Annotated in this window: 17 protein-coding genes; 12 read left to right on the forward strand and 5 right to left on the reverse strand. The window is 62.7% G+C overall.

What is annotated here, in order from left to right; translation table 11 throughout:
- Nucleotides 1-83 precede the first annotated feature (83 nt).
- The 6 genes from mihF to AC1RJY_RS10245 all read left to right on the forward strand — a co-directional run bounded on the left by mihF (nucleotide 84) and on the right by AC1RJY_RS10245 (nucleotide 6,188).
- The gene (gene mihF / locus AC1RJY_RS10220) at nucleotides 84-410 is read left to right on the forward strand and encodes an integration host factor, actinobacterial type (RefSeq protein WP_014921972.1); all 327 of its coding nucleotides are present in this window, start codon (nucleotides 84-86) and stop codon (nucleotides 408-410) included.
- Between the two features lie 21 nt (nucleotides 411-431).
- Nucleotides 432-1,004: a guanylate kinase gene (gene gmk / locus AC1RJY_RS10225; protein WP_011774946.1), complete on the forward strand. Its 573-nt coding sequence runs from the start codon at nucleotides 432-434 to the stop codon at nucleotides 1,002-1,004.
- Nucleotides 1,005-1,043: 39 nt separating this feature from the next.
- Complete coding sequence (gene rpoZ, locus AC1RJY_RS10230; protein ID WP_011774945.1) at nucleotides 1,044-1,304, forward strand: DNA-directed RNA polymerase subunit omega; 261 nt, start codon at nucleotides 1,044-1,046, stop codon at nucleotides 1,302-1,304.
- 27 nt (nucleotides 1,305-1,331) lie between these two features.
- Nucleotides 1,332-2,588 carry a bifunctional phosphopantothenoylcysteine decarboxylase/phosphopantothenate--cysteine ligase CoaBC gene (gene coaBC / locus AC1RJY_RS10235; protein ID WP_011774944.1) on the forward strand — a complete coding sequence of 419 codons (1,257 nt, stop codon included), beginning with the start codon at nucleotides 1,332-1,334 and terminating at the stop codon, nucleotides 2,586-2,588.
- Between the two features lie 76 nt (nucleotides 2,589-2,664).
- Nucleotides 2,665-3,894: a methionine adenosyltransferase gene (gene metK, locus AC1RJY_RS10240; RefSeq protein WP_011774943.1), complete on the forward strand. Its 1,230-nt coding sequence runs from the start codon at nucleotides 2,665-2,667 to the stop codon at nucleotides 3,892-3,894.
- Nucleotides 3,895-4,091: 197 nt separating this feature from the next.
- Nucleotides 4,092-6,188: a primosomal protein N' gene (locus AC1RJY_RS10245; RefSeq protein WP_014921970.1), complete on the forward strand. Its 2,097-nt coding sequence runs from the start codon at nucleotides 4,092-4,094 to the stop codon at nucleotides 6,186-6,188.
- On the opposite strand, the gene AC1RJY_RS10250 is transcribed toward AC1RJY_RS10245, so the two are convergent.
- Nucleotides 6,185-6,805 (reverse strand): PadR family transcriptional regulator, encoded by a 621-nt coding sequence (locus AC1RJY_RS10250; RefSeq protein WP_011774941.1) that lies wholly within the window; start codon nucleotides 6,803-6,805, stop codon nucleotides 6,185-6,187. The genes AC1RJY_RS10245 and AC1RJY_RS10250 overlap by 4 nt on opposite strands.
- A 152-nt stretch (nucleotides 6,806-6,957) precedes the next feature.
- On the opposite strand from AC1RJY_RS10250, the gene AC1RJY_RS10255 reads away from it, so the two are divergent.
- Genes AC1RJY_RS10255 through AC1RJY_RS10265 form a run of 3 tightly spaced genes read left to right on the forward strand, consistent with a single transcriptional unit; the run spans nucleotide 6,958 to nucleotide 10,439 of the window.
- On the forward strand, nucleotides 6,958-8,061 hold the full coding sequence (locus tag AC1RJY_RS10255) for an aromatic ring-hydroxylating oxygenase subunit alpha (RefSeq protein WP_210063770.1): 1,104 nt from the start codon (nucleotides 6,958-6,960) through the stop codon (nucleotides 8,059-8,061).
- 15 nt (nucleotides 8,062-8,076) lie between these two features.
- The gene (locus AC1RJY_RS10260; RefSeq protein ID WP_498602249.1) at nucleotides 8,077-9,078 is read left to right on the forward strand and encodes a PDR/VanB family oxidoreductase; all 1,002 of its coding nucleotides are present in this window, start codon (nucleotides 8,077-8,079) and stop codon (nucleotides 9,076-9,078) included.
- A gap of 14 nt (nucleotides 9,079-9,092) precedes the next feature.
- Nucleotides 9,093-10,439 carry an MFS transporter gene (locus tag AC1RJY_RS10265; RefSeq protein WP_210063772.1) on the forward strand — a complete coding sequence of 449 codons (1,347 nt, stop codon included), beginning with the start codon at nucleotides 9,093-9,095 and terminating at the stop codon, nucleotides 10,437-10,439.
- 30 nt (nucleotides 10,440-10,469) lie between these two features.
- Here AC1RJY_RS10265 and AC1RJY_RS10270 read toward each other — a convergent pair whose 3' ends face one another.
- The 4 genes from AC1RJY_RS10270 to AC1RJY_RS10285 are packed head-to-tail and all read right to left on the reverse strand — an operon-like array spanning nucleotide 10,470 to nucleotide 14,409.
- Nucleotides 10,470-11,564: a glycosyltransferase family 4 protein gene (locus AC1RJY_RS10270; RefSeq protein WP_011774938.1), complete on the reverse strand. Its 1,095-nt coding sequence runs from the start codon at nucleotides 11,562-11,564 to the stop codon at nucleotides 10,470-10,472.
- On the reverse strand, nucleotides 11,561-12,505 hold the full coding sequence (locus AC1RJY_RS10275) for an alpha/beta fold hydrolase (protein ID WP_210063773.1): 945 nt from the start codon (nucleotides 12,503-12,505) through the stop codon (nucleotides 11,561-11,563). The genes AC1RJY_RS10270 and AC1RJY_RS10275 overlap by 4 nt, the downstream gene beginning before the upstream one ends.
- Before the next feature lie 10 nt (nucleotides 12,506-12,515).
- On the reverse strand, nucleotides 12,516-13,412 hold the full coding sequence (locus AC1RJY_RS10280; protein WP_210063774.1) for an aldo/keto reductase: 897 nt from the start codon (nucleotides 13,410-13,412) through the stop codon (nucleotides 12,516-12,518).
- A gap of 34 nt (nucleotides 13,413-13,446) precedes the next feature.
- Nucleotides 13,447-14,409 carry a sugar-binding transcriptional regulator gene (locus AC1RJY_RS10285; RefSeq protein WP_011774935.1) on the reverse strand — a complete coding sequence of 321 codons (963 nt, stop codon included), beginning with the start codon at nucleotides 14,407-14,409 and terminating at the stop codon, nucleotides 13,447-13,449.
- 122 nt (nucleotides 14,410-14,531) lie between these two features.
- Here AC1RJY_RS10285 and AC1RJY_RS10290 point away from each other — a divergent pair, with 122 nt between their 5' ends.
- The 3 genes from AC1RJY_RS10290 (at nucleotide 14,532) to glpK (ending at nucleotide 18,826) form a co-directional block, all read left to right on the forward strand.
- Entirely contained in the window at nucleotides 14,532-16,313 is a 1,782-nt protein-coding gene (locus tag AC1RJY_RS10290) for a glycerol-3-phosphate dehydrogenase/oxidase (protein ID WP_498602250.1), read from the forward strand.
- 170 nt (nucleotides 16,314-16,483) lie between these two features.
- Complete coding sequence (locus AC1RJY_RS10295; RefSeq protein ID WP_011774933.1) at nucleotides 16,484-17,236, forward strand: MIP/aquaporin family protein; 753 nt, start codon at nucleotides 16,484-16,486, stop codon at nucleotides 17,234-17,236.
- A 75-nt stretch (nucleotides 17,237-17,311) separates the two neighbouring features.
- The gene (gene glpK, locus AC1RJY_RS10300; RefSeq protein ID WP_498602251.1) at nucleotides 17,312-18,826 is read left to right on the forward strand and encodes a glycerol kinase GlpK; all 1,515 of its coding nucleotides are present in this window, start codon (nucleotides 17,312-17,314) and stop codon (nucleotides 18,824-18,826) included.
- The last annotated feature ends 45 nt before the right edge of the window (nucleotides 18,827-18,871 follow it).

Consider the following 18,871-nt stretch of genomic DNA (forward strand, 5'->3'; position numbering starts at 1 on the left):
TTGCGCAACCGGGCCCCTGCCGGTAGGTTCAGGATCAGTCCGCGTGATCTGGATCACAATTGCGATCTGACAGGGGTTTGGCAGTGGGCCTTAAAGAGCTGACACCGCAGGAGCGCTCCGCTGCGCTTGAAAAGGCTGCCAAGGCGCGGGCCGTGCGTGCCGCTGCCAAGGAACGGCTCAAGCGCGGAGAGGTGAGTGTTGCGGAGCTGATCTCTTCCGGTTCAACGGATGAAGCGATAGCCCGCATGCGGGTGGTGGAATTGCTGGAGGCGTTGCCGGGCATCGGGCCCGTCAGGGCTGCGGGGATCATGGCGGAGATTGGCATTGCAGGATCCAGGCGCATCCGGGGACTGGGAATTCATCAGGCCCGGGCGCTGGTAGATTTTATGGATACCCAGCAAAGCGTTTGACGCATCTCCCCGAAGGAATCCGTGAGCAAGAAACCCGGACTGACTGTCCTTGCAGGCCCCACTGCCGTTGGCAAGGGAACCGTATCCACCTACATCAGGGACAACTATCCGGAGGTTTGGCTCTCAGTCTCGGCAACCACCCGGGCCGCGCGTCCAGGCGAAAAGGATGGCGTTCACTACTTCTTCAAGTCCGCGGAGGAGTTCGACTCCCTGGTAGCTGAGGGTGAACTTCTGGAGTGGGCCGTGGTGCACGGCCAGAACCGCTATGGAACGCTTCGCAGCACGGTGGACGCGGCCATCGCCGACGGCAAGTCAGTGCTGCTGGAGATCGACCTCCAGGGCGCACGACAAGTCAAGGCTGCCGTCCCGGACGCGAATTTCGTGTTCCTGGCACCGCCCAGCTGGGACGAAATGGTCCGCCGCTTGGTGGGCCGCGGTACTGAAACTCCCGAGGAACAGCAGCGCAGGCTGGAAACCGCTAAACTGGAACTTGCTGCTGAACCGGAGTTTGACCACACCGTCATCAATGACGACGTTCGCCGGGCAGCGGACGAGCTTGTTTCACTCATGGGGCTTACCCCGCACCAGCGCTAAGCGCTTGCATTTGTTGGCCCGCTAAAATTTGGAGAATTCGTGTCCACGAACCTTGAAGGCATCATCAACCCGCCGATCGATTCGCTGCTTGAGGCTGCTGATTCCAAGTACGGCCTGGTCATCTTCGGCGCCAAGCGCGCCCGCCAGATCAACGCCTACTACGCACAGCTGCACGAGGGCCTGTTCGAGTACGTCGGCCCGCTGGTTGACACCAAGCTGAACGAGAAGTCGCTGTCCATCGCACTCCGCGAGATCAACGAAGGCCTTCTGGTTTCCACGCCGATCGAGCCCACCGAATAACAAAGACTGCCTGTTGACGGAGGTCACGTGCGCATAGTCCTCGGAGTCGGGGGAGGGATTGCAGCCTACAAGGTTGCATCGCTCCTCCGGCTTTTTACTGAAGCCGGCCACAAGGTAACGGTCATTCCCACAGAAGCTGCTACCCGGTTCGTCGGAGTGGCCACGTGGGAAGCCCTGTCCGGCAACCCTGTGAGCAACAGCGTCTTTGACGACGTTGAGAAGGTCAACCACGTCCGCTTGGGGCATGATGCAGACCTGATCGTGGTTGCTCCAGCCACGGCCGACCTCTTGGCCAAAGCAGCAACCGGACAGGCGGGGGACCTCCTCACCAACACGCTGCTGATGGCCCACGGTCCAGTGCTCTTCGCTCCTGCGATGCACACGGAAATGTGGCAGCACGCCGCAACCCAGGCCAACGTGGAGACGCTGCGCAGCCGAGGTGTGACGGTGCTCGAGCCTGCCTCCGGTCGACTCACGGGTGCTGACTCAGGCCCCGGCCGCTTGCCGGACCCGGAAGCGATCTTTGCTGCGGCTATGGCTTTGGCCGAGGCTTCCGTGGAGGGCGAAGGGAAGGCAGCGCCTGCCGCGCACGCCTCCCTGGCAGGCCGTACCGTCACCATTTCCGCCGGCGGGACAAGGGAAGCGCTTGACCCTGTCCGCTTCCTGGGAAACAGGTCCTCAGGAAAGCAGGGTGCGGCACTGGCTGCTGCAGCCTTGGCTGCCGGGGCAACTGTCAGATTCCTCGCCGCGCACATGGACGTCGATCCGCCTGCCGGCGTTGAGCTTGTCCGCGTTGAATCAGCCTTGGAACTGCGGGAGGCGGCGCTGAAAGCGGCGGTGGACTCCGACGTCGTGATTATGGCCGCCGCCGTGGCGGACTTCCGTCCGGCAGAGGTGTCGGACACCAAGATCAAGAAGGTCGACGGCGAGGACGCGCCCGTTGTGCGGTTGATCCGGAACCCGGACATTCTGCATGAGCTGGTGGAACGCCGCAACGCCGAGGGTGGTCAGCAGTTGATAGTGGGTTTCGCGGCCGAAACAGGCGACGCCCAGGGCGACGTCCTGGAGCATGCCACGGCCAAACTCAAACGCAAGGGCTGCGACCTCCTGGTGGTCAATCAGGTGGGTATTGGCCGCGTCTTCGGCCAGGATGACAATTCCGTGGTGATCCTGTCCGGTCACGGAGCGGAGCCGCAGTCGGCCGCCGGCACCAAAGCCGATGTCGCCGCCGCGGTGATCGATCGGGTGGGCGCCGAACTTGCGCGGGTCTTCCCGGCTTTGTAACAGAGCACACACCCGAATTCTTAGCAAAGGGACACACGGCAGATATCGTCGTCCCGCAACCCAGTAAGGTGGTCGAGTGACTTTACCGCTGCACCATGAACACCATGGCACCCCGTCCAAGCTCCGGCTCTTCACCTCCGAGTCGGTCACTGAAGGGCACCCGGACAAGATCTGCGACCAAATCAGCGATGCCATCCTTGATGCGCTCCTGGCTGCTGATCCTGAGTCCCGTGTGGCCGTCGAAACCATGGCCACTACAGGCCTGGTGCACGTAGCGGGTGAGGTCACCACCGACGCTTATGTTGAAATTCCGCAGATTGTCCGCGAGACCATACTGGGTATTGGGTACGACTCGTCGGCCAACGGCTTCGACGGCGCCCGCTGTGGTGTGTCCGTGTCCATCGGCCAGCAGTCCAACGACATCGCAGGTGGCGTCTTCAACTCCCTCGAGGCCCGCGAAGGCCGTCAGGAGGACGACTACGACCTCCAGGGCGCGGGCGATCAGGGCATCATGTTCGGCTACGCCAGCGATGAGACGGCGTCTTACATGCCCACGCCCATCTGGCTGGCCCACCGACTTTCCGAGCGTCTGACCGAAGTCCGCAAGAACGGCGAGTTGGCTTACCTGCGCCCGGATGGCAAGACCCAGGTCACCGTAGGATACGACGGCGACCGGCCGGTTTCCGTTGAAACGGTAGTCATCTCCAGCCAGCACGCAGAAGAAGCGAGCCTGGATCAGCTTCGTGCGGACTTGGCCAGCTACGTGATCGATCCTGTTCTGTCGGCGTCCAACCTGGATATCGCCCGGACTGCAAACATCTTGAACCCGGCCGGCGCCTTCGTCATCGGAGGACCCGTGGGCGACGCGGGCCTGACCGGCCGCAAGATCATCGTGGACACGTACGGTGGATTCTCACGCCACGGCGGTGGCGCCTTCTCCGGCAAGGATCCGTCCAAGGTAGACCGCTCAGCCGCGTACGCCATGCGCTGGGTTGCCAAGAATGTGGTGGCCGCCGGACTGGCCAAGCGTGCTGAGATTCAGATTGCCTACGCCATCGGCCAGGCACGCCCTGTTGGAACTTACGTTGAGACCTTCGGCACGGAGACTGTTGACCCTGCCCGCATCAGTGAAGCCATCGACGAATTGTTTGACCTCCGTCCGCGTGCCATCATCGACGCACTGGACCTCAAGCGACCCATTTACACCAAGACGGCGGCTCACGGTCACTTCGGCCGTGATGAACCCGACTTCACATGGGAGCGCTTGGACCGGGTGGCTGACCTGAAGGAATACTTCAACGCCTGATTGCTGTTTCGTCAGGCCGGTCCTGATCGCTGATGTTGTTTTGTCGGTGCTTCGTGGTTGGCTGGAGACAGAGAGATGCCCGTAGCGGGTCAATCCCGCTGCGGGCATCTGTGTTGATGGTGCGCAGTGGAGTTGATGGTGCGCAGTGGTCTTGATGGTGCGCAGTGGTTTTCCGCGCGATGAGGTGGAGGTGAAGTATGGCAGGACACGAGGCCCAGCCATCGTTGCTTCAACCCTCGCTGCTGCAAGGTTTCCCGGACCGGGTTCCTGTCAACGGACCTCCGTTGGCAGCTGTGAATCCCGTTGCGCGCGTCGTCCTGGAGTCTTCCGTGCCGCACTTGGACAGGCCCTTTGACTACAGCGTTCCCGCGGAGCTGTCCGAAACTGCGGTTCCCGGTGTTCGTGTAAAGGTGAAGTTCAACGGCCAGGAGCTCAATGGTTACATCGTCGAGCGGCGTGTGGACTCGGATGCAGCCCATCCGCTGACGGTCCTGAATAAAGTCGTGTCCCCGCTGGCTGTCCTGACCCCTGCTATCTCCGAGTTGGCCGGCGCGGTCGCTGCCCGGTACGCCGGTACGCTCAGCGATGTTCTCCGGACGGCTGTGCCTCCCCGTGTGGCCAAGGTGGAGAAGGAATTTTTGGCCGGAGATCTCGACGCCGACGCAGCGGACCTGAAACCGTTCACGGATGCCCGTGCGTGGGCGGCGTACTCCAACGGAGCGCCGTACCTGCAGCACCTAGCCAGTGGTGGTTCGCCCAAGGCTGTCCTGACGGCCCTACAAGGGTTCGGTCCTGGTGGTTGGCCCGCCCTCGTGGCGTCAGCCGTTGCCACGGTCCGTTCCTCAGGCCGGGGAGCCGTGGTGGTAGTGCCGGATTACCGGGATCTTGAGCAGTTGGAGGCGGCGCTTGCCAACGTCCTGCCGTCTTCGGACGTCGCCCGGCTCACCGCGGATGATGGGCAAACGCCTCGCTACCGGAATTTCCTGCGTCTATTGACCGGTGCGGCGGGGGTCGCCATCGGCACACGTTCGGCGGCGTATGCTCCCGTCCGCGACCTTGGCTTGGTGGTGTGCTGGGACGACGGCGACGACCTCCACATCGAGCAACGGGCTCCTTATGCACACACCAGGGAGGTCCTTCTGCTCCGCGCCGAGCAGGAGCATGCCGCCTGCCTCATGGCGTCCCATAGCCGCAGCACTGAACTTCAACGCCTCGTTGAAATGCGGTGGGCAGTGCCCATTGAAGCTCCGCGCACACATGTCCGCTCTACGGTGCCCCGGGTTCTCAACACGGCGGACAGTTTCGAGCAAGAGCGCGATCCGTTGGCGCGCATTGCGCGTTTGCCTGGCGCGGCGTGGCGTGCGGCAAAGGAGGGCCTGGAGCGCGGCCCGGTTCTGGTCCAGGTAGCCCGCGCGGGATACGCCCCGTCCTTGGTGTGCGAGACGTGCCGGGAACTAGCGCGCTGCAACGCCTGCCGGGGCCCCTTGGCCGTGTCCAGCAGTTCCGCGATGCCGGCATGCCGGTGGTGCTCCACCCCCGCTCCTCAATGGCGTTGCACCCACTGCAGTGGGACAAAGCTGCGCCGTGGAGCGGCTGGAGTCATGCGTACTGCCGAGGAATTGGGACGGGCCTTCCCCGGCAAGGCCGTCGTGACGTCCTCCGGCGAACACATCAAGGCAACAGTCCCGGATGCACCCGCACTGATAGTCGCTACGGTGGGTGCCGAGCCTGTTGCCCCAAACGGTTACGCGGCTGCCCTGCTGTTGGACGGCAACTCGCTGCTCCGGCGGGAGAATCTGCGGGCGGGGGAGGACACTGTTCGCCGGTGGTTCAATGCCGCCTCCCTCGTGAAGCCAGCCAGCCAAGGTGGGCTCGTGGTGATTACTGCGGATGACACCGCGGCGACGGGAGCACTGTTGCGGTGGGATGCTTCCGGCTACGCATCGCGCGAACTGGCGCTTCGGAAGGAACTGCAGCTGCCACCCGCAGTCAGGGTAGCTTCCGTGACAGGCGCAAGGGCCGACGTCGTGCATTTCAGTGACGCGCTGGAAGCCAACGCCGAGTTGGCGTCGGCACCGAAACTTCGCAAAGCCGGACCTGCGCCGGTGCACCTGTTTGGAGGAGCCCAGTCGTCAGCCGAAGAGAGCGATTCGGAGGTCAGGACCCTCTACTTCATTCCCTACGCTGACGCTGCGACCGCCACCCGTGCCATGCGGGCCGTGAAGGTAGCAAATGCCGCTAAGCGTACCTCAGGACCCGTTCAGTTGCGCTTGGACGGCGTAGACGTCCTCTAGGTCCCTGGTTCATTCACTGGATCAGACGTTCCGGGGTTCTCTATATCTTCAAGTATCTGCAGGCCGCGCTTCGCCCACGCGATTTCCTGCTCGGCATGGGCAAGCTGACCTTCATAGGCGAAGACCTTGAAGCGGACAATATGCTCTCGTTCCTCTTCGGAGTACAGGGCGAGGCGCCGGGCAAGCGTGGGATGGGTGCGCTGCTCGAGAGCTTGGATCATGTACAGAGTTTGGAGGCGTTGTTCGTCGTAATGGGCGATGTGAGCTCGCAGCTGCGCAGCCGCCACGCCGGACGGGGCCCACTCGAAGTAAGCGGCCCTGAGGCGCGCAGGGTCCCGGTCCCGGACGTAGGTGAGCGGCTGATTCTGCCACTCGATCAGAGCCGCCTCGCCTGCCGGCGCAAGGGCATACTCCGTTTTCGTCGCTCCGCGGGTGCCCCACGGCACAGGCCTGCTGGAGAGTAGGCCCTCGGCGTGCATCCTTCGCAGCTCCGGGTAGATCTGGGAGTCGGGGGCGTGCCAGACGTGGCCCACGGAAGAGCTGAACTGCTTGACCAAGTCGTAGCCTGTCAGCGGACCTGAGGACAGCAGTGCCAGCAGAGCTGAGCGAAGGGTCACAGGCGCTCCTTTCAGGACGGCAATTACAGCTTAGCCCCAGAAGAGCTTTGCAAACCACTATCGAGATAGATAGTATGTGTCTCACGTCACCAAATAACTATGTTGATAGTTATTTTCTTCTCTCCGGCCCGCTCAAAGATGAGGACCGCTTCATGACTGTCTCTGCAACAAAGACCACATCCACCGCCAAGCTCCTGCCCTCTCCGCTCAACGCATGGTTCGTGGCGGGGTGGGATCATGAGATTTCCGCCAAAGGGATTCTGGCCCGCACCATCGCCGGCCGCCCTCTGGCCCTCTACCGAACAGGAGACGGCCGCGCCGTCGCACTGGCCGACGCTTGCTGGCACCGTCTTGCCCCGCTCTCCCAGGGGAAACTCGTGGGCCGTGACGAGATCCAGTGCCCGTACCACGGGCTGCGTTACAACGCTGCTGGCCGCTGCACCTCGATGCCTGCGCAGGAAACCCTCAATCCCTCAGCCACGGTGCCCTCTTTCCCTGTGGTCGAGCGGTACCGCTATGTGTGGGTTTGGCTCGGTGATCCTACGAAGGCCGACCCGGGCCTGTTGCCGGACATGCACCAGTTGGACAGCCCCGAGTGGGCGGGAGACGGCGAGACCATCCACGCCCCATGCAACTACCAGCTGGTCCTCGACAACCTCATGGACCTCACCCACGAGGAGTTCGTGCACAGCTCCTCGATCGGGCAAGAGGAACTGTCCGAGTCCGAGTTCGAGGTGACCCACGACGAGACATCCGTCACTGTCACCCGCTGGATGCGCAACATTGACGCGCCACCGTTTTGGCTGAAGAACATGCGGGACAAGTTCCCGGACTTCGAGGGAAAGGTGGACCGCTGGCAGATCATCCATTACTACTTCCCCTCCACCATCTGCATCGACGTCGGGGTCGCCGAGGCCGGGACCGGAGCCCCCGAGGGCGACCGCTCCCGCGGGGTGAACGGCTACGTCATGAACACCATCACGCCGGAGACCGAACGTTCCTGCCACTACTTCTGGGCGTTCATGCGCAACTACCGGTTGGAGAGCCAGCTCATCACCACACAGCTGCGCAACGGCGTGCACGGGGTCTTCGGCGAAGACGAGGCCATGCTCCTTGCGCAGCAGGCGGCCATCGACGCCAACCCCGACTACGAGTTCTACAACCTCAACATCGACATGGGCGGGATGTGGGTGCGCCGGCTCCTGGAGCGTGCGCTCGAAGTCGAGGGCCGCCTCGCCGCCCTGCCGGGCAGCTGAGCAGGGGAGAAAACCGTGGCCGATTCCCATCACATCCTGTGGCAGCAGGCCGTCGTCGACGCCGTATCCGACGTGGCCGAGAACATCCGCCGCATCGTCCTGCGTCCGGAGCGTCCCTGCGCCATTCGTCCCGGCGAGCACTTGGATGTCCGCACGACCATCGAAGGCGAGCAGCACGTCCGCTCATACTCCGTGGTCAATGCCGCCGACGATGGCACGCACCTCGCCCTCAGCGTCTTCCGGACCCCCACCTCCCGCGGCGGATCCGTGTTCATGCACTCTCTCCAGCCCGGGCAGCGCCTGGAGATCACCCAGCCGTTGCAGAACTTCCCGCTGCGGATCGGAGCCCCCTCCTACGTCTTGCTTGCCGGGGGCATCGGCATCACCGCAATCGCCGGGATGGCCGCGTTGCTGCGCCGCCTCGGCGCCGACTACCGCCTCGTCTATGTGGCCCGCTCCCGGGATGCGATGGCCTACCTGGATGACCTCGCCGCCATGCACGGAGACCGCTTCGAGGCGCACATCGACGCGGAGGGGGTTCCCCTTGACGTCCGGGCCCTCGTGGGCTCAGCCCCCGAGGACGCAGAGTGTTACATGTGCGGGCCCATTCGGCTCATGGACGCTGTCCGCCGTGCATGGACCGAGCGGGAGCTCGAGCCCACAAACCTGCGCTACGAGACTTTCGGCAACAGCGGCTGGTACGAGGCAGAACCATTCACCGTGCGGATACCGCGGCTGGGGGTAGAGACACATGTCGGCTCCGATGAGACCGTGCTGGAGGCCCTCGAGCGCGATGGTGTGGACATGATGTCGGACTGCCGCAAGGGCGAGTGCGGCCTGTGCCAGGTCAAGGTCCTTGAGCTCGCCGGACGGATCGACCACCGCGACGTTTTCTACTCGGACCGCCAGAAGGAACCCACCACCAAAATGTGTTGCTGCGTCTCGCGGGTGGTCGCTGCCGAACCGGGCACAGTCCTGACGCCCCGTCCCACCATCCTCACCATCGACGTTCCCTGAGAGGCATCAGTACCATGGACATCAGACACCAGATCGACGCATCCAAGATGTCGTCTTACCAGTGGATCATCATCGCGGTGACCACCTTCCTCAACGCCCTCGACGGCTACGACGTGCTGGCCATGGCCTTTACAGCCACATCCGTGACCAAGGAGTTCGGACTCTCCGGTTCCCAGCTTGGCTGGCTGCTCAGCGCGGGCCTCATCGGTATGGCCGTGGGTTCGCTCGTCCTCGGGCCCTTCGCGGACCGCTACGGCCGGCGCAAGATCCTCATCGTCGCACTGGCGATCAACGCGGTCGGACTGTTGCTGTCCACAACAGCGAACTCCGCGCTCGAGCTCGGCCTATGGCGCGTCGTCACAGGACTGGGTGTGGGCGGCATCCTCGCCTCTGCGACTGTGATCACGAGTGAGTTCGCCAATGCCCGCCGTCGCGGTATGGCCGTCAGCATCTTCACCGCGGGCTATGGAGTAGGTGCCACGCTCGGGGGGATGGGAGCGACCCAGCTCATCCCCGCCTTCGGGTGGCGCTCCGTGTTCCTCGTTGGTGGCCTGCTGACTCTGTTGGCGATCGCTCTGGTGGTTGTCCTCATGCCAGAGTCCGTCGACTACCTCCGCACCCGGCGACCGGCGGGCGCGGCCGGGAAGCTCCAGCGCATCGCCGGCCGTCTGGGTCTCGAGGGTGACGTCAATCCCGGTCCTGCCCCTGTGAGTGCCGGTAAGCAGCAGGGCAGCGTGGCCGTGCTCCTGAGCCCGCGGTACCGCACGGCCAGCATCCTGCTTTGGATCTCCTTCTTCGTCATCATGTTCGGCTTCTACTTCGCCAACTCATGGACGCCCCGGCTGCTCGTGGAATCAGGGATGACGGAGCAGCAGGGCATCATCGGGGGACTCATGCTCACCATGGGCGGAACCTTCGGTTCGCTGCTCTTCGGCGTGCTCACCACCCGGTGGGACGCGCGGTTGACCCTCATGGTCTTCACGGTGCTCTCGGCCGTGACCCTCGTCCTGTTCATCACCACAAGCCCCCTGCCGCTGCTGGCGTTCTCGTCCGGCGTGGTCGTCGGGATGCTCGTCAACGGTTGCATCGCTGGCCTCTACACCGTGGCTCCCATGACCTACGAGCCTGGTGTCCGCACCACGGGTGTGGGCTGGGGGATTGGTATTGGCCGGGCCGGTGCCATCCTCGCTCCCATTGCGGTCGGCGCGCTGCTTGACAACGGATGGAACCCCCACCAGCTCTACATCGGAGTGGCCGTGGTGGTCCTCCTCGCGGCCGTCGCCCTGTTCCGACTGCGGCCCTACGAAGAGATTGCATCCTCCGTAACCAACCAGCCTGCGTCAAGAGCGACTACTGGATGACAGGCTGCCGCCCCGGGACCTGGGAGTGCGCTAAGCGCGTTCCCGGGTCTTGCGTGCGCGCCGGGCCACGACTTCTTCCGCCGCAGCCACGAGCTGCCGCGCAGACTCGTCCCAGTTGAATTCTGCCGCGCGCTCCGCGGACCGGCGGGAGCGTTGCTGCCAAAGTGCGTCGTCGGCAAGGGCCGTCACAGCGGCCGCGAATTCCGTCGGCGATTCGGGGTGGACGTAGCTGACGGCGTCCCCACCCACTTCACGGAAAATCGGAATATCGCTTGCGATAACGGGGGTGCCCAAGGCCATCGCCTCCACCAACGGCAAACCGTACCCTTCGGCTCGTGACAGGCTGATCAACGCGGTGGCCCTGAGGAGGAGTTCGTCGTATTCGGCATCAGTAACACCGTTGTGGAAAAGGACCTTGGCTCCCTCAGGAACCATCGCCTCCAGTTCTGCTTTGCGCTGCGGAGTGATCCTGCTGAGCAGGTGAAGGGTGTAGTCGTGCAGGCCGGACATACCCCGGATCATGGTTTCCACGTTCTTGTACGGCATGAACGAACCCATGTAGAGCAGGGACTTGTCCGCGCCTGCCTCGGGGTCGCGCGCTGTCTGGCCCGGTTGGGGTGCGTTGCCCACAATGCGCACGGGACGCTTTGTCAGCTTGTACTTGGCTATGAGGGCCTCGGTGGTGCGGCTGATGGTAGCCACGATGTCCGCCCGGTTAAGCAGGAATCGCTGTGGCCAGAACGCCTTGTGGTAGAGGCGCCACAACAGGCGCACGGGGGCAGGCAGGAAGCCCGGGGGAGTCGGGTGTTCGTAGTAAATGAGGTCGTGCAGGGTCAGTACCAGCCCGTATCGGCGGCCCACGGTGCCCATGGTCTGCATGGGACACACCACCACGTCGGCACCCAGGGGGTTGACCTTGCGGGCGACGAACAGCTCCAAGGGAGACAAGGGGCTGTTGACCATGACATACGGAACGTCGGGCAGCAGGGCCAGTTGGCGCTTGTCGCTGATCAGCATGGTGACGTCGGCGATTTTGGACGTTGCGGCTATGAGGCTGGAACCGTAGCGGCTGATGCCATCGTGGTGGTCCGTTCGGGTAAAGCGGGCGTCGATGACAATTTTCACGCGGGATGTTCCTCCAGGAAGGTGCGGATTGCTTCTGCCGCCGGAACCGGCGTCTCATAGTGGATTAAATGCCCGACGCCGGGAATCACTTCCAGCTTTGCGTCAGGTAGTCGTTTCATGAGTTTGTACTGGTTGGGGAGAGTGGCTATTTCATCCTTCTCGCCGGCGACCAACAGCACGGGGAGAGTAAGTTGTTCGGCGACCTCGGCCACATTGCCTGAGACGGAAGCCTTGAACGATTCGAGCAGGCTCTTCCGGTCCGCGAAGGCACTGAAGTAGGCGTCATGCTGGCCGTGGATGAAACTGCGCAGGCCCTTATCCTTGGTTTTGGCCATGGTGATGCTCATGATGCGAACGATCAGCCGATTGCGAAGGACGGCCAGTCCCAGAGGGCGGGGAAGCTTGGCGGACGCCTGGTAATACAGCACCGCAAGCTTGGTCATGATGCCTTTGGGGCCTTCCAATGCGGGCGCAGCAATGGGGTTGATCAGGATCAGCGGAAAGACGGTTCCCGGATTCGCGGCGGTGAAGTGGCTGGCCACGATTGAGCCGAAGGAGTGGCCCAGCAGGACAGTCTTGTCATCCAAGTCGAGGGCGGCCATGAAACCGGAGATGAACGTTCCATAGCGTTCAACGCTGTGCTCATCGTCGACGAAGGGCTCCGAACTCCCGAAGGCGGGCAGGTCCGGCATGATGATCCGCATCTCCGGAAGTTGATCGGCCACGCGCAGCAGCCCGTGGTGGTCTCCCCGGAAGCCATGGATCACCAGGATGGTGCGTGTCATTGGAGTGACCATGACCGGTTCGTAAGTCCAGTACGCTACGTTGCTGCCGTCCACCTCAACGTCCGAGGCATGGGTCCGCCCCTGCAAGGATTTGCTGAAGAATTCGCTGGGGGCCTGCGCACCTCGTGGGGAGTGCGCGGTGTCCACGTTGTCCATTCGTTTGTTCCTAGTTTACGTTGTCCGGGTGGGACCCGGTCCGATGGTGGCGTTCGAGCGTGGCTATGCCGTCCATGTCCGCGGCGTCCAGTTCAAAATCAAAGACGGCGTAGTTTTCCTTGATCCGTCCCGCCGAACTCGCCTTGGGGATGACCAGGTTCCCCAGCTGAAGATGCCAGCGCAGAATGATCTGGGCCGGGGTCCTTCCATACTTCTCGGCGAGCGACACAATGGCAGGGTCAGCCAGGACCTGCCCACGGCCGAGGGGGCTCCAAGCCTCTGTGGCGATCCCCAACTGTTCATGCAAGGTCCGCAGCCTGGTTTGCTGCAACCAAGGGTGCAACTCGATCTGGTTTACCGCGGGGACAACTTCGGCCTTCTGCATGAGTTCTTCAAGGTGTCCGGGCTGGAAATTGGAAACACCGATCGCCCTCACCTTGCCTTCACGGTAGAGGGTCTCCATGGCTTTGTAGCTTTCCGCATAAAGGCCACGGCCGGCACACGGCCAATGAATGAGGTAAAGGTCCACGTAGTCGAGGCCAAGGTTTGAAATGGACGTATCGAATGCGCGGAGCGTGGCATCGTAGCCGTGATCGTCGTTCCAGACCTTGGTGGTGACGAAGAGGTCCTCACGTGCAAGTGAGTGCACCGACTCTCCAGAGCCGCCGGTACCCCTGTTGGCTTCCGCGGCATCGCCGATAGCGCCGCCGAGGGCGCGGCCCACCCCTACCTCGTTGCCGTACATCGCTGCAGTATCAAATCGCCGGTAGCCCTCACCCAAAGCCGTGGACACCAAAGCTTCTGCGTCTTTGGCGGGAACTTTGTAGAGCCCGTATCCCATGCGTTCCATCTGTACGCCGTTATTCAATGCCAGCCTGTTTGATGTCAGCTTGGATGGGGATCTCATAGCAACGACTCTACCCATTCCTTGCACGATTGCTTCAGGAATGACCATTGAAACTCACCAGGCGTCGGGCTGAGGCTTCGTCCAGAATAAGGTCCGTCGCCAGCCCCGCAGCCAAGGCTCCTTGGAGGCCGTTGATCTTGGATGCGCCGGAGACCACGCAGATACGGCGCCTGACTTGCCGCAATTGTTCATGGCTGGGCCCGGTCGACCTCTCATTCAAGGTGATGCCATCAGAGGATCCATCGCTCCTGAAGAAGACCGTGGCTACGTCGCCCACCACATCGTCGGCGGCCAACATGGTGAGGTCGTGTTCATCGAGGTAACCACCGGCATAGACATGGCTCGGGTAATCCGAATCCACAGACCCGACGCCGAAGATTGCGATGCTCATGCGGGCTTGCAAGTCCAGGATGCGCTGAACGCTGCGCTCATTCCACATGGCTGTCTTGGTGGAGGCGTGATCAAAAAACGCAGGAACAGGGAACTGTTCCACGCGGGCCCCGTACGCACTGCCGAAGCGCCGCATGATGTCACTGGCATAGGTAATTCCGGTGGTTTGCATGTTTCCAGCGCCATTGAGCTGGACCACGATGCTGTCGTGGGTCATCTTTCGGGTGAGGTGCCGGCTGACGGCGCTCAGCGTCGCGCCCCAGGCCACACCGATGATGGCATTCGAGTCCACCAGAGGGCCTATTGTTCGTGCAGCCTGCATGGCTACGCGGTCCAGGGTCTCTGCTTCGTTGAGCGTGTCCAGCACCGGAACCACGTGGACGTCCACGCCGTACTGGTTCCGGATCTGGCTTTCCAGCTCAGGGCCGGTATCAAAAGGGCTTCGAATCTGAACCTGAACCAAGCCTGTTTCCCTCGCCGAAGACAACAGCCTGGACACCGTGGACCTGGATGTCCTCAGCTCCCGGGCAATGGCATCCATGGTCAGGTCTTGCAGGTAGTACATCTGTGCAGCCCGGAGCGCATCCGAGTGACGTGATCGTGCCATCTCATTTCCTTACTGCACGTTTGTGCATATAGCTTGACTCCATTTTCCACCTTCGCAAGATTAGTGGTGAACGGTGCAGCAGCGAGTGGCGCGGCGCACGAACCAAGCCCAAGGGAGCAGTTTTGGGACACAACAGGATTTCCGGTACCTCACAGCACACACAGCGCGACTCCGTCGTTGCGTTGCAGGAGCGGCCTTCGGCCAAGGTACTCATCATCGGCGGTGGCATCAATGGTGTGGGAACGTTCCGCGATCTCGCCCTTCAAGGCGTCGACGTAGCGCTTGTTGAACGCGGTGACTACTGCCAAGGTGCAAGTGGCGCCTCGTCCCACATGATCCACGGCGGCATCCGCTACCTCGAAAACGGCGAGTTCCGCCTGGTCCAGGAATCCGTGGTTGAGCGCAACCGTCTGCTGCGGATTGCGCCGCACTACGTGAAGCCACTGCAGACCACCATCCCGATCTTCAGCACGTTCTCCGGCATCCTGTCCGCACCCATGCGCTTCCTCACCCACAAACAGGGCAAGCCCAAGGAGCGTGGCGCGTTCCTCATCAAGGTTGGCCTGAGCATGTACGACTTCTTCTCCCGCGACGGCGGCAGCGTACCCCGCCACCAGTTCCGCGGCCGGACAAAGGCCTTGGCCGAGCTCCCCAAGCTGCACTCCGGCATCAAGTACGCGGCCACGTACTTTGACGCTTCGGTTCACAACCCCGAGCGCCTCACCCTCGACGTCCTCCAGGATGGCGAGAAGGCAGGCCGAGGTGGGGGACTCCCAGGAGGAAGCGCCCGCGCCAGCAACTACGTCTCGCTTGTCTCCATGGGTTCGGACGGAGTGCGGCTCCGCGATGAACTGACCGGCAAGGAATTCGACTTCCAGGCCGACGTCATCGTCAACACCACCGGCGCCTGGGTAGACCTCACCAACCAGGCCATGGGCGCCGTCAGCAAGTTCATGGGCGGCACCAAAGGATCGCACATCGTCCTTGACCACCCGGAACTGCTCGCCGCGTGCAACGGCCGGGAGATCTTCTTCGAGCACACCGATGGCCGCATCGTCCTGATCTACCCCATGGGGGACCGCGTGCTGGTCGGCACCACGGATGTGGACGCTGATATGTCCGAAGACGCAGTGTGCACGGATGAAGAGATCGACTACTTCTTCGACCTCGTCGGCCACGTGTTCCCCACCATCAAGGTGGAGCGGGAGCAGATCGTCTACAGTTTCGCCGGAGTTCGGCCCCTGCCGCGCCACGACGAAACGCAGCCGGGATTCGTCTCACGCGATTACCGCATCGAACGCAGCGTCCGCACCGGCGGCGACGCCGTCCCAACACCAGGCGCTAAGGCCGCCGTCGTACTCAGCTTGGTAGGCGGCAAGTGGACCACGTTCCGCGCCCTGGCCGAACACATGAGCAATGACGTCCTTCGCGAACTGGGCATGGAACGCAAAGTCTCGACGGCGAAACTCGCCATCGGCGGCGGCGCCGGCTTCCCTGCCTCAGAACAGGGCGAGCAGGAATGGATTAAGAAGCACATGGGCCCGGGCCTGGACGCTGACCGCGTAGCCGTGCTGCTGACCCGGTACGGAACCCGGGCAGACGCCGTCATTGACTACCTGAACGCGGGACATGACACGCCGCTGCGTTCCACGCGCGAACTGAGCGTTCGGGAGCTGGCTTTCATGGCCGAGCACGAGCAAATCGGGCACCTGGTGGATGTCCTCATTCGCAGGACGTCACTCGCGTTCCGTGGGCTGGTCACCGGCGAATTGCTCAACGAGATCGCCGCAGCGTTGGCCGAGCCGCTCGGTTGGGACGCCGCTGCCCGTGAAGCGGAGATCCGCCACGCCCAAGAGGTACTGCAACGGTTCCACAAGGTTGACGTGCACAGTCTCGTAGCCTGACACCAAGCAGCGGAAACAGCTTGACCGTCCCAGCGTGCGGTAGGGACGGAATGGGGTAGGTGGGCCCGCCAGGGGACCACCACACCGGGACGGTTCCGGAGACAACGGAACCGTCCCAACAGCCTCTTCACCCGCGAGGAGGCTGACAACAGAAAAATGAGGAGTCAAAGATGTCTCTTGGAATTGTTTTCCTTTCCGAAGTATTCGGAACCATGATGCTGACCCTGCTGGGTTGCGGTGTCGTGGCAAACGTTGCGCTCAAAGGCACCAAGGGCAACAACGGTGGATTCTTGATGGTGACGTGGGGCTGGGGTATTGCGGTCTTCGCGGGCGTCTTCGTGGCCGCAAAGTCCGGTGCGCACCTTAACCCGGCCGTCACTTTAGGCCTGCTGGTCAACGGCAAGCCAGAGTACGCACCCGGTGTGCCGGTGGACTTCGCCTCCACCCTGACGTACTTCGGCGCTGAACTCCTGGGCGCGTTCCTGGGTGCCGTTGTCTGCTGGCTCGCTTACAAGCAGCACTTCGATGAGGAGCCCCTGGCAGCCAACAAGCTGGGCACCTTCTCCACCGGACCGGCCATCCGCTCCACCCCGTGGAACCTGATCACTGAAATCATCGGCACCTTCGTCCTGGTCTTCGTCATCCTGACCTTTGGCGGCACCCCCTCGGGTCTCGGCCCGCTGGCTGTCGCACTGCTTGTTGTTGGTATCGGCGTTTCCCTCGGTGGCCCCACCGGCTATGCCATCAACCCTGCACGTGACCTTGGCCCCCGCATCGCGCACGCCGTCCTCCCCATCAAGGGCAAGGGCACCAGCGACTGGGCCTACTCATGGATTCCCGTTGTAGGACCGCTTGTTGGCGGAGCACTTGCCGGCCTCGTGGCCCTCTGGGTCCCTGACATCATGCCTGCACTCGCCGGCTAATCCCGAACGCACCTCACTTATCCGCACGCTGTAGATAACCACTGATTAGCTAACAACCAAGACAAGGACGTCACCATGAATCAATACGTCATCGCCATCGACCAAGGCACCACCAGCTCCCGCGCCATCGTTTTTGACCACACGGGCAACATCGTGTCCACAGGCCAGATGGAGCATGAGCAAATCTTCCCGCAGGCCGGCTGGGTGGAGCACAACCCCGCCGAAATCTGGAACAACACCCGCGAGGTGATCGGCTCCGCCCTGTCCAAGGCGAACCTGACACGCCACGACATTGCCGCCGTCGGCATCACCAACCAACGCGAAACAGCGGTCGTCTGGGACAAGAACACCGGCGAGGCCGTTTACAACGCCATCGTCTGGCAGGACACCCGCACCCAGTCCATCGTGGATGAACTGGCTCAAGACGGGGGCGTGGAGCGCTTCAAACAGAAGGTCGGCCTGCCTTTGGCCACGTACTTCTCTGGGACCAAGATCAAATGGATCCTGGACAACGTGGACGGCGCCCGCGAACGAGCCGAAGCCGGCGACCTCCTGTTCGGCAACACTGACGCCTGGGTTCTGTGGAACCTGACCGGCGGCGTGGACGGCGGCGTGCACGTCACTGACGTGACCAACGCTTCCCGCACCTTGTTCATGGACCTCGAGACCCTGCAGTGGGACCAGGAGATCCTGGACATCTTCGGCGTGCCGGCCTCCATGATGCCTGCCATCAAGTCGTCCTCCGAGGTATACGGCCACGTGCACACCTCGCAGCTGCTCCGCGAAACGCCGGTAGCCGGCATCCTCGGAGACCAGCAGGCAGCAACCTTCGGGCAGGCCGCTTTCCAGCCCGGCGAAGCCAAAAACACCTACGGCACCGGCTGCTTCCTGATCTTCAACACCGGCGAAGAGATCGTTCACTCAAAGAACGGCCTGCTCACCACCCTTGGATACAAGCTGGGGGACGCCAAGCCGCACTACGCCCTTGAAGGTTCCATCGCCGTCACCGGGTCCCTGATCCAGTGGCTCCGTGACAACCTCGGCCTGATCAGCTCCGCTCCTGAGGTTGAGGACTTGGCTGCCGCCGTCGAGGACAATGGCGGCGTCTACATCGTGCCGGCCTTCTCCGGCCTGTTCGCACCGTACTGGCGAGCAGACGCACGCGGTGCAATCGTCGGACTCACGCGCTTCGCCAACAAGGGTCATATTGCCCGCGCAGCACTGGAAGCAACTGCATTCCAGACGCGTGAGGTTCTCGACGCCGTCAACGCCGACTCGGGCGTTCCGCTCACCGAGTTGAAGGTCGACGGCGGCATGGTGGCCAACGAGGCACTCATGCAGTTCCAGGCAGACATCCTGGGCGTACCTGTAGTTCGCCCGAAGGTTGTGGAAACCACGGCCCTCGGTGCAGCCTATGCAGCCGGCCTGGCCGTCGGATTCTGGAAAGACCTGGGCGAGCTCAGCGCCAACTGGAACGAAGACAAGCGCTGGGAGCCCCAGCTCCCGGCAGAGGAGCAGGAGCGTCAGCTTCGACTCTGGAAGAAGGCCGTGACAAAGTCCATGGATTGGGTCGACGAAGACGTGAAGTAGTTCAAAAAAGGGGCCGATGACTCCCGCCCGCCCGTCCCCAGCTGC

The organism is Arthrobacter sp. GW822-FHT05G07 (assembly GCF_058799755.1).

Excerpts from the sequence above, each read along its gene's own strand:
- AC1RJY_RS10245 (WP_014921970.1), top strand. The coding sequence starts at position 4,092 with ATGGCAGGACACGAGGCCCAGCCATCGTTGCTTCAACCCTCGCTGCTG.
- AC1RJY_RS10255 (WP_210063770.1), top strand. The coding sequence starts at position 6,958 with ATGACTGTCTCTGCAACAAAGACCACATCCACCGCCAAGCTCCTGCCC.
- AC1RJY_RS10265 (WP_210063772.1), top strand. The coding sequence starts at position 9,093 with ATGGACATCAGACACCAGATCGACGCATCCAAGATGTCGTCTTACCAG.
- AC1RJY_RS10275 (WP_210063773.1), bottom strand. The coding sequence starts at position 12,505 with ATGGACAACGTGGACACCGCGCACTCCCCACGAGGTGCGCAGGCCCCC.
- AC1RJY_RS10280 (WP_210063774.1), bottom strand. The coding sequence starts at position 13,412 with ATGAGATCCCCATCCAAGCTGACATCAAACAGGCTGGCATTGAATAAC.
- AC1RJY_RS10285 (WP_011774935.1), bottom strand. The coding sequence starts at position 14,409 with ATGGCACGATCACGTCACTCGGATGCGCTCCGGGCTGCACAGATGTAC.
- AC1RJY_RS10295 (WP_011774933.1), top strand. The coding sequence starts at position 16,484 with ATGTCTCTTGGAATTGTTTTCCTTTCCGAAGTATTCGGAACCATGATG.
- glpK (WP_498602251.1), top strand. The coding sequence starts at position 17,312 with ATGAATCAATACGTCATCGCCATCGACCAAGGCACCACCAGCTCCCGC.